15 protein-coding genes are annotated in these 15014 nt (G+C 45.5%); 12 read left to right on the top strand and 3 right to left on the bottom strand.

The window, feature by feature from the left end:
* Positions 1–86 precede the first annotated feature (86 nt).
* The 3 genes from B3V56_RS03915 to B3V56_RS03905 are packed head-to-tail and all read right to left on the bottom strand — an operon-like array spanning position 87 to position 2732.
* Positions 87–554, bottom strand: a complete 468-nt coding sequence (locus B3V56_RS03915) for a DUF494 family protein (protein WP_289282876.1) — start codon at positions 552–554, stop codon at positions 87–89.
* Between the two features lie 24 nt (positions 555–578).
* Positions 579–1682, bottom strand: a complete 1104-nt coding sequence (dprA, locus tag B3V56_RS03910) for a DNA-processing protein DprA (RefSeq protein ID WP_289282877.1) — start codon at positions 1680–1682, stop codon at positions 579–581.
* A gap of 18 nt (positions 1683–1700) precedes the next feature.
* Positions 1701–2732: a LysM peptidoglycan-binding domain-containing protein gene (locus B3V56_RS03905; RefSeq protein WP_289282878.1), complete on the bottom strand. Its 1032-nt coding sequence runs from the start codon at positions 2730–2732 to the stop codon at positions 1701–1703.
* Positions 2733–3127: 395 nt separating this feature from the next.
* Here B3V56_RS03905 and def point away from each other — a divergent pair, with 395 nt between their 5' ends.
* From def to B3V56_RS03845, 12 genes are read left to right on the top strand one after another with little or no spacing between them, the layout of a single operon-like run.
* Positions 3128–3631 carry a peptide deformylase gene (def, locus tag B3V56_RS03900; RefSeq protein WP_286306006.1) on the top strand — a complete coding sequence of 168 codons (504 nt, stop codon included), beginning with the start codon at positions 3128–3130 and terminating at the stop codon, positions 3629–3631.
* Positions 3632–3640: 9 nt separating this feature from the next.
* The gene (gene fmt / locus B3V56_RS03895) at positions 3641–4570 is read left to right on the top strand and encodes a methionyl-tRNA formyltransferase (protein WP_289243555.1); all 930 of its coding nucleotides are present in this window, start codon (positions 3641–3643) and stop codon (positions 4568–4570) included.
* A complete protein-coding gene (gene rsmB / locus B3V56_RS03890) occupies positions 4563–5876 on the top strand; it encodes a 16S rRNA (cytosine(967)-C(5))-methyltransferase RsmB (RefSeq protein WP_289282879.1) in 1314 nt (437 codons plus the stop codon). The genes fmt and rsmB overlap by 8 nt, the downstream gene beginning before the upstream one ends.
* Positions 5854–6429: a DUF4390 domain-containing protein gene (locus B3V56_RS03885; protein WP_286306003.1), complete on the top strand. Its 576-nt coding sequence runs from the start codon at positions 5854–5856 to the stop codon at positions 6427–6429. Before rsmB ends, B3V56_RS03885 begins: the two co-directional genes overlap by 23 nt.
* Positions 6420–8585, top strand: coding sequence for a sensor histidine kinase (locus B3V56_RS03880; RefSeq protein ID WP_289282880.1), 2166 nt, complete (start codon positions 6420–6422; stop codon positions 8583–8585). The genes B3V56_RS03885 and B3V56_RS03880 overlap by 10 nt, the downstream gene beginning before the upstream one ends.
* A complete protein-coding gene (locus B3V56_RS03875; protein WP_289243557.1) occupies positions 8582–9856 on the top strand; it encodes a sigma-54-dependent transcriptional regulator in 1275 nt (424 codons plus the stop codon). The genes B3V56_RS03880 and B3V56_RS03875 overlap by 4 nt, the downstream gene beginning before the upstream one ends.
* Positions 9857–9865: 9 nt before the next feature.
* Positions 9866–11248 (top strand): Trk system potassium transporter TrkA, encoded by a 1383-nt coding sequence (gene trkA, locus B3V56_RS03870; RefSeq protein ID WP_289283985.1) that lies wholly within the window; start codon positions 9866–9868, stop codon positions 11246–11248.
* Between the two features lie 7 nt (positions 11249–11255).
* A complete protein-coding gene (locus B3V56_RS03865) occupies positions 11256–11816 on the top strand; it encodes a YqgE/AlgH family protein (RefSeq protein ID WP_286305999.1) in 561 nt (186 codons plus the stop codon).
* Positions 11813–12232 (top strand): Holliday junction resolvase RuvX, encoded by a 420-nt coding sequence (gene ruvX, locus B3V56_RS03860; protein WP_289282883.1) that lies wholly within the window; start codon positions 11813–11815, stop codon positions 12230–12232. The genes B3V56_RS03865 and ruvX overlap by 4 nt, the downstream gene beginning before the upstream one ends.
* Positions 12229–12753, top strand: a complete 525-nt coding sequence (pyrR, locus tag B3V56_RS03855; protein WP_286306084.1) for a bifunctional pyr operon transcriptional regulator/uracil phosphoribosyltransferase PyrR — start codon at positions 12229–12231, stop codon at positions 12751–12753. Before ruvX ends, pyrR begins: the two co-directional genes overlap by 4 nt.
* Positions 12750–13724, top strand: a complete 975-nt coding sequence (locus tag B3V56_RS03850; protein WP_289243559.1) for an aspartate carbamoyltransferase catalytic subunit — start codon at positions 12750–12752, stop codon at positions 13722–13724. The genes pyrR and B3V56_RS03850 overlap by 4 nt, the downstream gene beginning before the upstream one ends.
* Complete coding sequence (locus B3V56_RS03845; RefSeq protein WP_289282884.1) at positions 13721–14998, top strand: dihydroorotase; 1278 nt, start codon at positions 13721–13723, stop codon at positions 14996–14998. Before B3V56_RS03850 ends, B3V56_RS03845 begins: the two co-directional genes overlap by 4 nt.
* Positions 14999–15014: the final 16 nt, after the last annotated feature.

Below are 15014 nucleotides of genomic sequence, written 5' to 3'. Positions count from 1 at the left end.
TTCTCCGATACCAAAAACCTACGCACATACAAGCAAAGCCCTTTGTGACGGGCGATGTTGGAGTTTTTTATTCTAATATTTTTAGTCTAGTGAACGACGGCTTCCATGTCTTCAAAGACCAAGTCTTCCATCCAGGCAAACGCGACTTCTCTTCCTGGCTGATAAAATAACACCATCAGCACGACCCACTTAAGCTGATCAAGGTCAATTTCTTCAGCATCCAGTGCCATGACTCGTTCTAACACTATTTCACGGGTTTCGACGTCTAAAACACCGACTTGTTCCAGAAACAGTAAATAACCACGACAGTGCACATCCAAGCGCTCTAGTTCAACATCACAAAATACACGCATTGTGGCATGTCGTTTGAGCGGCTGATCCGATGCAACGGTCATGTTATCTAGCCATTCTAGCGCTTTGTGGATTTCTAATTCCTGAAAACCAACCTGCTCTAACTCAAGCTCTAATATCTCATTGTCAGGTTTGTTTCGCTCTTCCGTATCGATGTAGGTTTCAAACAGATATAACAACACATCAATGACATTTTCTTTCATTTGACTCTCTTTAATAAGCCTGGTTCAGGAACCCGTCCGAACATAACGGCCGCCGGGTAATGACTCGACCTCACCCTCTAGCTCTAGTAATAACAGCATGGATGAAACCGCATCAGCCGTCAATCCAGTATTTTCTATCAACCTGTCAATAGCGATGGGGTCATATCCAAGATGGTTAAGCAGAACTTGATAATCGCCATCCTTTTCATGTGTAGATTCTATTTCTTCTTCAGTTTGTATTGCTTGTGGCTTAAGACCGGCCAGCGCACCCAACTCTTCTAAAATATCCTGAGCTGTTTCCACTAGTTTGGCACCATCCCGAATTAACTGATGGCAGCCTCTCGATAAAGGATTATGAATCGAGCCGGGAATGGCAAAGACTTCACGTGATTGCTCCATCGCCATTCTGGCAGTGATTAGAGAACCACTCTTTAAGGCAGCTTCCACAACTAAGGTACCCAGCGATAAGCCACTTATAATTCGATTTCGTCTGGGAAATAATTCTGGTTTGGGTGATGTACCCAAGGGAAACTCTGAAACGATAACCCCATTTTTAACAATATCATGAGCTAACTGTCTGTGTTTCGCTGGATAAACACGATCAAGCCCTGTAGCAACAACGGCAATGGTTTTCCCACAACTCAACGCACCTTTATGTGCAGCGGCATCAATGCCCATCGCAAGTCCACTGGTGACGACTAAGCCACCATCAGCAAGATAATGAGCAAAGTCATAGGCGGTATTTCTGCCTGAAGCAGAAGGGTTACGGCTACCGACGATAGCCAACTGCCAATCGTTTAATAATGAAACCTCCCCCTGTACGTAGAGTAATGGCGGCGGGTCTGAAATTTCTTTAAGCAAAACGGGATAACGTTCATCGTCGATGGTGAGGATATAGCGATCGTCTTGCTCCAACCAGAGTAAGTCTTGCTCAACCTGTTGCCAGTCGGGATGACGGAGGTTCTCTACCAGTTTTTCATTGAAACCGCTTAACTGATTAGGGTTGTTTAATATGTATTGTGGACTGCCATACTGCTGCAATAGCTTGTGGTATGTTACTGGGCCAATCCCTGGCACTCGTTGTAAAGCAATCCAACAAGCCAATTCACTTTGCTTGTTAGCTGTCATTCCGCTGAATAAGTCCTTTTAAGGCGCGCTTTTCACTCGATCGTATAAATGAATGGCCGTTGTGGCTTTCATAATGATGGCATAACTGACTTTGTCATATAGTTTGAATACCATCGCTTCACCAGCATGCTCATCAGGTAACGTCACGGTATCTTTGTTGTCTGCAGAAACGGAGTCTTTGATCGTTTCTCCTGCTTGATAAACGGATAACACATGCCCCGTTTCCAGACCATCTCGTTTACCTAACGTCAAAACCACTATCTGGTACTGCCCTATCTGAGAAACACCATCAAACACAGAAATAATACGACCATTGAGAGGCTTTTCAGGTGAACGTGGGATAAAATTCAGATCAAAATCCTGATCTTCAATTTCTAGCAAACGATCGCCTACCTGAATTTCTCTATTAGTGTAGGTGAGTCGTACTTTTGCAGGATCTTCCTTGGTTAAGCGCTCAGCATCACCTGAGTAAATCGCTTCATAGCCCAACACTTCTCCATTATCAGGATCCTTGTAGGCTTTACCACCACGGAAAAGACTGTATGTATCACTTTCTCTATCAGCGATGCCTTTTACATAAACATAGTCACCGGCCCCTGAAATCAGACGTTCATCAGCACTTGCCACGACATAAGGGGCGTTATCTAAGGCCTCTTCCCCAACCACTCTTGGCTTAGATAAAAAAGGACCAATCGCTGACAACGGTATTGTCATAATCGGTTTATCCAGAATCGTTTCACGCACTTCAGGCGATAACTTGACACTGCGTTTGCCACGATTGACTTCAATAACAGGTTTGCCATTACGATAACTGAGAGACAATTCATCCCCGGGGTAAATCAGGTGTGGATTTTCGATTTGCGGGTTTACATACCAAATATCAGGCCAATGCCAGGGGTACTTGAGAAACATCCCTGAGATATCCCATAAGGTATCGCCTTTCTTAACTGTGTATTGCTGGGGATGATCTGGATTAAGCTCCACTTCCTTAGCCAGCAAAGGCGTGCTCAGCAGAAGAAAAATCAAACTCATCGCAATGTGCTTTATCATCGAACCATCCTCATGGACTTAATCTCGCCACAATCCTGTTATGGGCAATTTGAGTAGTGTGTTATAAGCCTTATAACTAATCAAGTATCGCTACCAGCGTCAAACTTAATCATTTTTATGCGACAAGTAAACTCTGACCATCAATTCTCAGGCTTGCTCGAGAAACTAGTCTTCCACTTTATCTGTCGCATCAGGCACACAATACAGAAAAAAGTATTGAAAAAACGTTAATCAATGCCGCTTATGACTTTACCTGTATTCGGGTGTAGACGAATGCTGAACAATCAGAGCCATAAGTTATGTGCATTGTAATCGCGTCATATTTTCAATACGTCGCTGGCAGACTACAATATAAGGTTTGTATATGCAGCAACTCATCCTGATAGGTATTACTCATGGCCATTTTAAATATTCTTCATTTCCCTGATCCAAGGTTGCGCAAAAAAGCCGAGCCCATCCAGAAAGTGACTGACGACATTCGCCAACTTGCCGACGATATGCTCGAAACGATGTATGATGCGCCAGGAATCGGACTCGCAGCGAATCAAGTGGATGTGCAAAAGCGCCTGATTGTGATCGATATTTCAGAAGATAAATCCGACCCTCTGATTCTAATAAACCCGGAAATCCTTGATAAAGAAGGCGAGCGGGAGTACGAGGAAGGTTGCTTATCAGTCCCTGAAGCTTATGAAACTGTTGTTCGTGCTGACACAATAAAAGTCAGGGCATTAAATCGACATGGTGAGGAATTTGAGCTTGCCGCAGAGGGATTGCTGGCAACCTGTGTTCAGCATGAAATCGATCATTTAGATGGAAAATTATTTGTTGACTACCTGAGCAATCTAAAGCGTCAACGTATAAAAAAACGCCTAGAAAAACATCAAAAACAAAAACTATAAGGATTCTGAATGCGCATTATTTTTGCCGGTACTCCGGCTTTCGCCGCAGAAACACTGAAAGCACTGATTCATACCGAGCATGAAATATGCGCTGTTTACACTCAGCCCGATCGTCCTGCGGGCCGGGGTCGTAAACTGACGGCCAGTCCAGTAAAACAAGTTGCACAGGAACACGATATTCCTGTTGAACAGCCTCTTAACTTTAAAACTGATGATGCCGTAAACATATTGGCTGCTTATCAAGCTGATTTAATGGTTGTTGTCGCTTATGGACTTTTATTGCCACAAATCGTGTTGGACACCCCAAGACTGGGTTGTATTAATGTTCATGCTTCACTCTTACCCCGCTGGCGAGGTGCTGCACCTATTCAAAGAGCCATATTAGCTGGTGATAAAGAATCAGGAGTATGCATTATGCAAATGGAAGCCGGTCTTGATACCGGCCCTGTGCTTGCTGAAACACGTTGCCCGATTACTGAACAAGACACAGCGCAAATCCTACATGATCGCCTCGCTGTCTTGGGAGCAAAAACCTTGGTTGAGTCTCTCAACAATATCGAAGTTCAACAAAAACATGCGCAACCACAAGATGATACTTTAAGCACCTATGCCGCTAAACTGGATAAAAAAGAAGCGGATATAGATTGGCACACCACCGCTCAAGATATTCTTCACAAAATTAACGCTTTTAATCCTTGGCCCGTGGCTCAAACACTCTGGCATGATGCTGTTTTTCGTATATGGCGAGCAGAATGGATAAAAGAGCACTCGGCACAAGCAGCGGGTCAAATCATCCATGTCTCAAAAGCCGGTATTGATGTTGCCACCAGCGATGGAACACTACGCATCACTGAGCTACAACTGCCCGGGAAACGCGCCATGTCTGTTCAAGACTTTCTCAATGCACATTCAATCGAAGTAGGCGATCATTTTGGCTAAGCCCTACCACTTAAAAGGTGCACGAACGAATGCTGCACTTATACTGAATGAAGTGGTTGTGCAGCAGCGCTCACTCAATACAGCTTTAGCTCACTACCTGCCTCATGTCGATGAAAAAGATCGTAGCTTCTGCCAGCAACTCTGTTATAGCAGTTTACGGCATTACCCCACTCTGCAATTTATCGCCCATCAACTCATAAAAAAACCGTTCAAAGCGAAAGATAAGGATATTGAGCAGCTTTTAATACTCGGAATTTTGCAGTTACGGTTTTTAAATACACCGGACCATGCCGCTATTTCAGAGACTGTGGATGCCAGTAAAAAACTCAAAAAAGTCTGGGCGGGTGGTTTATTAAACGCTTGCCTGAGAAACTACTTAAGGCAACAAGAACATATAGATCAAAAATTGTTGGCAAACGAAGCCGCAAGTCAGGCTCACCCAAACTGGCTACTCCATTTATATCAAAGTGACTGGCCAGAAAACTGGCAAAACATTATTGAGGCTAACAATAAACAGCCGCCGATGATGCTTCGTGTTAACCAGCAGAAGGTTTCACGTGAAGCATATTTAAAACAGTTAACGTCCCAGCAAATTACAGCCTCAATCATAGAGGCCACTGATAATGGGATATTACTAGACCAACCTTGTGATGTTTATAAGCTCCCAGGCTTTGAGGAAGGTTGGGTTTCGGTACAAGATGGTTCTGCTCAACTAGCCACAATGATATTGGATATCAAGCCAGGACAACGTGCGCTAGACGCTTGCGCTGCACCTGGTGGTAAAACATGCCATATTCTCGAATCCTCTCCTAACAATGACATCACAGCCATTGATATCTCAGCTGATCGCTTACTTCAGATCCAACAAAATACAGATAGACTTGGATTACATGCCACCCTAATCGCAGCTGATGCAGCCGACACATCAGCGTGGTGGGACGGACAGGCTTTTGATCGTATTCTTATTGATGCGCCATGTACCGGTAGCGGTGTGATTCGTCGACATCCAGACATTAAGCTGCTGCGCCACCCCAAAGATATCGATAGCTTAGCCAGTCAACAGCAAATTTTGCTAGATAATTTATGGCCATTACTAAAACCTGATGGCTTAATGGTTTACACTACCTGCTCTGCCTTTAAAAAAGAAAATGAGCAGCAAATTGAAGCGTTTCTACAACGACATCCGGAAGCTGAAGAGCTTAGACTCTCACCAACACCAGCCACACCGAGACCCTTTGGCTACCAAAGACTCCCTGGTGACGATGTTATGGACGGTTTTTATTATGCCTGCCTACGTCGTAAGTAAACGCCTTTTCCTATCACTCTTCTTATGGTTGTTTATTCAAACATCCGCCACAGCCTCTGTTTTTAGCGTTAATAACCCTGTAGTTCATCCCATTGGTAATGCCTATGTACTCACCGCTCAAATCAGTTACCCACTGACACCACGAGTGATTGAAGCACTGCAAAACGGTGTACCCATTACTTTCTTACAGGAATTCCGGCTAATAGATGCGTTCCCTTTGCTAGGGAGTTTCTGGCAGTGGGAAACCACTCTGTGGGAGAGTACGATGACTTATGAGCTGCGCTATCATGCCCTGTCTGAACAATATATTGTGGAGTCACTCGACACCCATGAGCAGCAAAACTTCCCTAGCTTGAGTGGTGCCTTAAAAGCGCTAGGTGATATTAATGCCTTATCGCTACCACCAGAATTTACACAAGAGCCAGATAATCTTGTGCTCGAAATACGTAGCGGTTTAGATCTCAATGCCTTACCCACCCCCATGCGTCCAGGCGCATTGATCTCAGACAAATGGCAATTAACTAGTCCATGGGTTCAAGCAGTATGGCTATAAGCCTCATTAAGCGATTAAGCTCAGGTACGGCTCCCTATTTTTCACTCGCTTTTTTATTGCTTGTTCTTGCCTATCTGCTAAGTGCAGCCACTCAGGACAGCTCACGGCTAAATGAGCTATTTCTCGTTATCTTTGGTATTGGTGTCGCTTGCTTATTATTGCTTGTGGGCATTTTGGCACGTAGCCTCTATCGTTTATATCGTGACTTTAAAAAGCATGAAGCAGGCTCACGCCTGACAGTGAGGCTGGTCAGCTTATTTGTTCTGCTAATTTTAGTCGCGACATCGATTGTTTATAGCTTCTCGATTCACTTCCTGCATCGCGGCATTAACAGCTGGTTTGATGTCAAGGTAGAGCAAGCGCTCAATGACTCGCTTGAATTAAGTCGAACGGCTTTTGGTATAAGGATGCGCACCCTGTTACGCCAAACTCGGATGATGGCCGGGGTATTAAGCGAACTGCCCGATAATGAGCTATCACATAGCCTACGAGATTTAACGCAGTTAAGTGGCGCACTGGAGCTCAGCATCTGGGCCAGAGATGGTCAACCGATTGCCTCCAGTATTGAAAGCCCAACCATTATGGTGCCAAACAGACCAAACGATACCATCATGCATCAGCTGCTTCAGGGTGAAGACTATATTGGCATGGACCCATCCGAGAACGATAAACTTCAATTACGCGCTGCTGTTAGGATTCCACAAAAATCGGTCTTGGCTGAAGAGCGGATTCTCAATGTGCTGTTTCCCATCAATGATCATCTCAGTGATTTGGGAAAAACCGTGCAAGATGCTTATGCGGATTACAAAGAATTGAGCTACCTGAGAAAGCCATTAATCAGTGTCTTCACCCTCACGTTAAGCTTAATCGTATTTTTAACCATTCTGGTATCAATCTGGTTTGCTATCTGGATATCCCGCCGTATTGTCGAGCCTTTGCAAGAATTGGCTGAAGGCACGCAAGCAGTCGCCTCTGGTAACTATAATATGCAACTGACCGCTTCCGGTCATGACGAAATAGGATTTCTGGTGCGCTCATTTAACCAGATGACTCAACGTCTGACCCATGCCCGTAACGCCTCACAACGAAGTCACCGATTACTCGAACAACAAACCAGTTATCTCACCACCGTTCTAGGTAGCTTATCCAGCGGTGTGGTGACTGTGGATAAACGCCTCTACCTGCACACCGCCAATAACGCCAGTAGTAAAATTCTAGGGGTGAAGTTACAGCAACGTCTGGAAAGCCCGTTATCCAAGCTCGCAGAAATTAATAAAAACATGAAAACCTTCTGTGAAATGATTGAACGTTGTGCTGTCAAAGGCATCGCCTGGGAGCAACAAGTAGAACTGCAAAAACAAAACGGTAACCAAACATTGATTTGTCATGGTACCGAGTTACCCAATAACAGTGGCTGGGTGATTGTCTTTGAAGACATCACTACTCTGCTACAAGCCCAGCGTAATGCGGCTTGGGGCGAAGTCGCACGCCGGCTGGCTCATGAAATCAAGAATCCATTAACACCGATTCAGCTCTCTGCAGAACGCCTACAACGTAAATACAATGCCATTGTGCCGGAAAATCAGCTCGAAACTGTAGATAAACTGACCAACACCATTATTCAGCAAGTCGAAGCAATGAAAGAGATGGTGAATGAATTTTCAGAGTATGCCCGAACACCTGCGCTTCAACTCCAGTCATATGACATTGGTCAGCTGATTCGGGAAGTGCTGACCATGTATCAGAGCAATCCAAATCACCAATTTACCCTCTTGAACAGCCCTGAAAATGTCGCTGTTGAAATTGATGTCAACCGTTTCCGACAGGTCATGCATAATCTACTGAAGAATGCGATTGAGGCTTGTGAAGATGCTCAACTTCCCGTTGATATCGTTATCAGTTACCATCCACTTACTCACCAACAACGCCGTTGGCTTGAAATTTCTGTTCGGGATTACGGTCCAGGCATTCCTGTTTCTATCATTGATAAATTATTTGAACCTTACGCCACAACCAAACATAAAGGCACGGGCCTGGGTTTAGCCATCGTTAAAAAATTGATTGAAGAACATGGTGGTGATGTCTGGGCAGAAAATCTGGACCCAGAGGGAACGAGTATAATTATAAGATTGCCATTGGAGGAGTCACCGTCGTGAGTAACGATAAACCACTGATTCTTGTTGTAGATGATGAACCGGATATCCGCGAACTCATCAAAGACATTCTGGAAGACGAAAACTATCACGTCAGAATAGCCGCTGATGGGCAAGAAGCACAGCAAGTCTTTAGTGAAGAACAACCAGACCTAATCCTGCTGGATATCTGGATGCCAGATATCGATGGCATCAGTTTGCTGAAAGAATTCAAACAACAAAATAAGAGTGTCACGATTGTGATGATGTCAGGTCATGGCACCATCGAAACAGCCGTGGAGGCAACCCGTTTAGGCGCAAGTGATTTTATCGAGAAACCCCTATCTACCGCTAAGTTACTCCGCGGTGTCGAACAGGCACTGGAAAATCGAGAAAAACAAGCGATTATTCAACGAGAATTAGCACAAGCACCGGTTGGCAAAAGCCATCAAATCAAACTATTACGTGAACAGGTTGAACGGGTTGCTAAACATGAAATGCCTATTCTTCTGGTGGGCGAACCAGGCACAGGTAAACATTGCTTCTCTCATTACCTACACAGCCTGGGACAATACGCAGGGGGTAAGTTTATTGAAGTCAGCCCTGAAAGTTTTCCTTTAGATAGTCTCAAGGCTGTCACGCTGGCCAAAAACAACTGTCTGTTTATCAATGATTTAGCGTTACTGAGTGATGAAGCACAGGCACTGCTATTACACCTTCTTGAAAGTAATAAACTTGAACACTGTCAACTCATCTGTGCAACACAATATTCCTTGCAGAAAGCGGTTGATAATGGTGATTTTCTGGAAAGTCTCTTGTATCAGCTCAACAGCATCACATTGGTAGTTCCACCTTTACGTGATCATATTGAAGATATCCCTGAGTTGGTACACCATTTTGTGGATACACAGACAACACGATCTGGTCTGCCATATCGACGTTTTACCGTGGCAGCGCAAAACCGCCTCAGAAATCACGACTGGTCAGGCAACGTTCTTGAACTCAAAAATGTGATTCAACGCTTACTCGTTCTCGGCAATGGTGAAGATATTGATGTCGCCGATGTCGACACGGCACTTGCCTCGGAAGCAGAAGCCATTGAGAACGGCGATGAAACTATCAATTTTGACTTACCACTTCGCGAGGCCAGAGAACAGTTTGAACGTATTTATCTGCTGCAAAAATTACAGGAAACCGATGGTAATGTCGGTAAAGCGGCCAAATTGGCGGGTATGGAAAGAACCCATCTTTATCGAAAGCTTCGCTCTCTCGGTATTGATACCAAACAGATTTAGGAACCGACCATGAAGATTCTGATCCTCGGAGCCGGACAAGTCGGCGCCTCTGTTGCGGCAACGCTAGCGCGAGAAGATGATGATGTGACGCTTGTCGACACAGACAGCACCAACTTGCTCAAGCTGCAGGACCATTACGATATCCGTACCATACAAGGGCAAGCCTCACACCCCGATGTTCTGGCTCGTGCTGGCGCTGAAGATGCAGACTTGATTCTGGCGGTGACTAATAGTGATGAGACCAATATGGTGGCCTGTCAGATTTGTCACACGCTATACAATACGCCAACAAAGATTGCTAGGATTCGCTCCACCGGTTACCTCTCCACGCCGCAGTTATTTGATAAAGAAAACCCACAAGCCATTGCCATAGACATGCTGATCAGCCCGGAACAAATTGTGACGGAATATATTCAGCGGCTTATCAGCCACCCGAATGCGTTGCAGGTCTTGGATTTTGCTGAAGGCAAAGTACAGCTTGTGGCCGTAAAAGCATTTCACGGTGGCCTTTTAGTTGGACACCCTCTACGAGACTTACGCAAACATATTCCCAAAACTGAAACCCGGGTTGCTGCTATCTTCCGTGATGGTCACCCCATCACACCGACAGGCGATACAACGATTCAGGCAGACGATGAAGTCTTTTTTATTGCTGCAACTAAAGATATTCGTGCAGTCATGGGTGAATTGCGTCGTCTGGAAAAACCTTACAAACGTATTATGCTGGCAGGTGGAGGAAACATCGGTGCCCGCCTGGCTAAGGCCTTAGAAAATGATTATCAAATCAAATTGATCGAGGCCAACCCGGAGCGTGCAGAGTTTCTCTCTGAAGAGCTGAGTAATAGTATTGTGCTGTTAGGTGATGTTGCTAACGAAGAACTATTGCTGGAAGAAGAGATCGATAAAGTCGACCTATTCTGTGCGTTAACCAATGACGATGAGGCAAATATTCTTTCCGCTATGCTGGCAAAACGACTCGGCGCCAGTAAGGTTTTATCGCTGATTAATCGCGCGGCTTATGTTGATTTGGTGGAAAGCGGCAGCATAGACATTGCTTTATCGCCACAGCAGGCCACCATCGGCAGTCTTTTGGCCCACATTCGGCGTGGTGATATTGTCGCTGTTCACTCTTTGCGTCGTGGTGCTGCCGAAGCACTGGAAGCCATTGCGCATGGTGATAGCAGTTCTTCTGTTGTGGTTGGTCGACGCATTGATGAAATCGACTTACCACCGGGTACCACCATCGGAGCGATTGTTCGGGGTGAAGAAGTGATTATTGCTAAAGACGACACCCTGATTGAATCCGAAGACCACGTTATTTTATTTTTAGTGAATAAACGCTACATAAAAGAGGTCGAACGTTTATTCCAGGTTGGCTTTACCTTCTTTTAGGAGTGCTATGGAGTCTTCATTACAAAATCATTTTCTGATCGCCATGCCTAACTTGGCCGACTCATTTTTTTACCGTTCGGTCATTTACATTTGCGAACATGATAAAAATGGCGCGATGGGTCTGATTATCAACCGACCTACTCGTGTCATGTTAGAAGAACTCCTCTCTCATCTGCATATTGAAAATCCTTCTGAAAGCATTAAAAATACGCCCGTGTTATTTGGTGGGCCTGTACAAAAAGGTCAAGGCATGGTCATTCATGATCAAGCCCAATCTCCCTGGAAATCAAGTTTGCAGCTGACTGACGATATTATCTTAACGACCTCTACTGATATTCTTGAAGCCCTTGGCACCGATGAGGGACCTAGCAATGCATTGGTGACATTGGGCTATTCGGGCTGGTCAGAGGGTCAGTTAGAAGAAGAAATTATGGAAAACAGCTGGCTCACCGTCCCTGCCAGTCATACATTATTATTTGATACGCCTGCAGATCAACGCTGGCACGCGGCAGCCAAATCGATTGGTGTTGATATGAATCTGATGTCTAACATCGCGGGTCACTCATGAGTGCGGCCAGAACCCTGCTGGGCTTTGATTTCGGCATGAAGAACATCGGCATTGCTGTGGGACAGGAATTAACTGCCACCGCGAATCCATTGACTGCGATTAAAGCTCGTGACGGTATTCCAGACTGGTCACAAATTGAAAAACTGCTAAAAGAATGGCAACCCGATTTGCTTATCGTCGGCCTTCCACTGAATATGGACGGCTCTGAACAGGAAATGACTGCAGCAGCGAAACGGTTTGGAAATCGTCTCAATGGTCGCTTTAATATCCCTGTGGAATGGCAAGATGAACGACTGACAACATACGAAGCACTAGACCAAATGGGAATCCACAGTAAAATGGACTCTCGTCAACGCAGTGACGTCGATCAGTTATCTGCACAACTCATACTTCAATCATGGCTGAACCAACAATGACCATCGCACTGACTCAAACTCAAGTTCAGAATCTGCTCAATGATATGGCTGCAGATATTCGCGAGAAACTCGCTGATAAGCAACCCTTACTCGTCGGTATCCATACTGGAGGGGTTTGGGTAGCCAAAGCCTTACAGGATATTTTGGGTGATGATTTTTTTGATGCCCCACTAGGCACACTTAATATTGCTTATTACCGGGATGATTTCACCCGCATAGGTATGCATCCTCAAGTGACCCCGTCTGATTTACCTTTCAGTGTCGATGGGCGTCATCTGATTTTGGTGGATGATGTACTGCACAGTGGACGAACAACTCGTGCAGCGCTGAATGAAATTTTTGACTATGGGCGTCCAGCCAGTGTCACGCTGGTGGTATTAGTTGATCGAAATGGACGTGAACTCCCCATACAAGCCGATATCATTGGCAAAATGGTAGAAGTCGCCAAAGGACAACATATTAAGCTGACCAACAATGCAGGATTACAGTTAGAGTATCGAAATAAAGGCAAGGCCGAATGAATAACAACCAATTGACGGAAAGCGGTCAACTTCGCCATTTTCTCACGATTGAAGGGCTGAAAAAGCCATTACTGACGGAAATTATGGACCGTGCAGAGCAGTTTTCAGGCATTACCAATCGTCAGGTAAAGAAAGTCCCTATTCTGCGTGGTAAAACCATCGTTAACCTGTTCTTTGAAAACAGTACTCGTACTCGCTCAACCTTTGAGCTCGCGGCCAAACGCCTGTCAGCGGATGTCATGAACTTCAATATCAGCACCTCTGCAACGTCGAAAGGTGAGAGTTTGCTGGATACGCTGCATAACCTTGAGTCGATGCACACTGATATGTTTGTGGTCAGACACAACCAAAGTGGCGCGGCTGAATTTATTGCACAGCATGTGTCACCTCATGTCAGCGTCATCAATGCCGGTGATGGTTGTCATGCCCATCCCACACAGGCCATGCTTGATATGTTTACCATTCGTCGCCACAAAAAAAGCTTCCCAGATCTGCGGGTAGCTATCGTTGGGGACATATTGCATTCAAGGGTGGCTCGCTCACAAATTCAAGCGTTAGCGACATTAGGTGTTGGCGAGATTCGGGTAATTGGACCCAAAACCTTACTGCCTGCTGATTGCCAGACCTTGGGTGTCCATGTCTATCATGACATGGAGGCCGGTTTAGAAGGCGTTGATGTCATTATCATGTTGCGTCTACAGCTTGAGCGCATGCAAGGTGCACTCATTCCCAGTGCCAGAGAGTATTTCCACTGTTTTGGGCTGACTGACGATAAGCTCAAACTCGCTAAACCTGATGCCATTGTGATGCACCCTGGGCCTATCAATCGCGGAGTTGAAATTGCTTCCTCCGTAGCTGATGGGCCGCAATCGGTCATACTAGAACAAGTGACTCACGGTATTGCCGTCAGGATGGCCGTTATGTCTATGGCGATGGGTGCACAATCAGAACAAAATGAGCTGCCAGCATGAAAATTCGTATAAAAAATGGGCGTGTCATTGATCCAGCCAGTCAGTTTGATGCGCGACAAGATCTCTACATAAGTCACGGAAAGATTGTTGCTATTGGTGAACAACCAGAAGGTTTTGAAGCTGATAAAACAATTGATGCAACAGGTTTAATCGTTAGCCCCGGCTTGGTTGATCTGAGTGTCCGAGTACGTGAGCCAGGTCAGGAACATACAGCGACAATCCTGACAGAGACCAAGGCCGCCGCCGCTGGTGGCGTGACGACTATCTGTGTACCACCTGATACCGCACCTGTTATTGATAACCCGACCGTAGTCGAACTCATTGAGGATCGGGCGAAAAAGTCTGGCCGCAGCATGGTTCTGACAATGGGTGCAATGACGCAAAACCTGGGGAATGAATTACTTGCCGAAATGGCCAGACTAAAAGCGGCTGGCTGTGTTGGCATCAGTAATGGCCTCTCACCGATAAAAAATAGCGTCATCTTACAAAGAGCCATGGCTTATGCTGCCACCTTAGATATGACCGTCTTTATTACGGCCTCTGATCCTTGGCTGCAAAGTCAGGGATGTGTACATGAAGGCGCAGTCAGTTCCAGGCTTGGATTAGGCGGCATTGCCGAAAGTGCTGAAACGGTTGCCCTAAGTCGTGATCTCATCCTGATTGAACAAACCGGAGTACGCGCTCACTTCCATAATTTATCAACGGATAAAGCGGTCAAATTGATTCGGGAAGCACAAAATCGTGGCTTACCGGTGACCGCGGATGTCAGTGCCCATCACCTACATTTATCTGAGCATGATTTAGGTAACTATGATGCGTTAAGCCATGTCTTACCGCCTTTTCGTAGTATCCGTGATCGCGAGCAGTTACAACAAGGTGTTCGCGATGGCGTTATTTCAGCAATCTCATCACATCATCAGCCACTTGATATCGACGATAAACTCGGTCCTTTTGCTGAAACCAAACCAGGTATTTCTGGTCTTGAAACCTTATTACCATTAACAATGAAACTGGTAGAAGATGACGAGGTCAGTTTGCACACCGCGCTGGCCGCTTTAACCTGTAACCCGGCAGATATTCTGGGCATCGACTCAGGCCAGATCAAAGTGGGTGCAGTGGCTGATATTTGTCTGATAGATCCTGATTCGGAATATGAGTGCCGACCACTGAACTTCGTCAGTGCTGGCAAAAACAGTCCCTTTGAAGGCTGGTTGTTTAACCATCAGGTCAGCCATACATTATTCCATGGCCGCTTAGTTCATGAACGAGATTAAGTTTTAAGGAAACGAC

The organism is Methylophaga sp. UBA2513, assembly GCF_002341285.1.
Lineage (GTDB): Bacteria > Pseudomonadota > Gammaproteobacteria > Nitrosococcales > Methylophagaceae > Methylophaga > Methylophaga marina.
The sequence above is the reverse complement of the archived record's forward strand: the minus strand, read 5'-3'. Positions and strand labels throughout refer to the sequence as shown.

Coding starts and splice junctions, on each gene's coding strand:
- B3V56_RS03915 (WP_289282876.1), bottom strand. CDS start 554: ATGAAAGAAAATGTCATTGATGTGTTGTTATATCTGTTTGAAACCTAC.
- dprA (WP_289282877.1), bottom strand. CDS start 1,682: ATGACAGCTAACAAGCAAAGTGAATTGGCTTGTTGGATTGCTTTACAA.
- B3V56_RS03905 (WP_289282878.1), bottom strand. CDS start 2,732: ATGATAAAGCACATTGCGATGAGTTTGATTTTTCTTCTGCTGAGCACG.
- def (WP_286306006.1), top strand. CDS start 3,128: ATGGCCATTTTAAATATTCTTCATTTCCCTGATCCAAGGTTGCGCAAA.
- fmt (WP_289243555.1), top strand. CDS start 3,641: ATGCGCATTATTTTTGCCGGTACTCCGGCTTTCGCCGCAGAAACACTG.
- B3V56_RS03885 (WP_286306003.1), top strand. CDS start 5,854: ATGCCTGCCTACGTCGTAAGTAAACGCCTTTTCCTATCACTCTTCTTA.
- B3V56_RS03880 (WP_289282880.1), top strand. CDS start 6,420: ATGGCTATAAGCCTCATTAAGCGATTAAGCTCAGGTACGGCTCCCTAT.
- trkA (WP_289283985.1), top strand. CDS start 9,866: ATGAAGATTCTGATCCTCGGAGCCGGACAAGTCGGCGCCTCTGTTGCG.
- B3V56_RS03865 (WP_286305999.1), top strand. CDS start 11,256: ATGGAGTCTTCATTACAAAATCATTTTCTGATCGCCATGCCTAACTTG.
- ruvX (WP_289282883.1), top strand. CDS start 11,813: ATGAGTGCGGCCAGAACCCTGCTGGGCTTTGATTTCGGCATGAAGAAC.
- pyrR (WP_286306084.1), top strand. CDS start 12,229: ATGACCATCGCACTGACTCAAACTCAAGTTCAGAATCTGCTCAATGAT.
- B3V56_RS03850 (WP_289243559.1), top strand. CDS start 12,750: ATGAATAACAACCAATTGACGGAAAGCGGTCAACTTCGCCATTTTCTC.
- B3V56_RS03845 (WP_289282884.1), top strand. CDS start 13,721: ATGAAAATTCGTATAAAAAATGGGCGTGTCATTGATCCAGCCAGTCAG.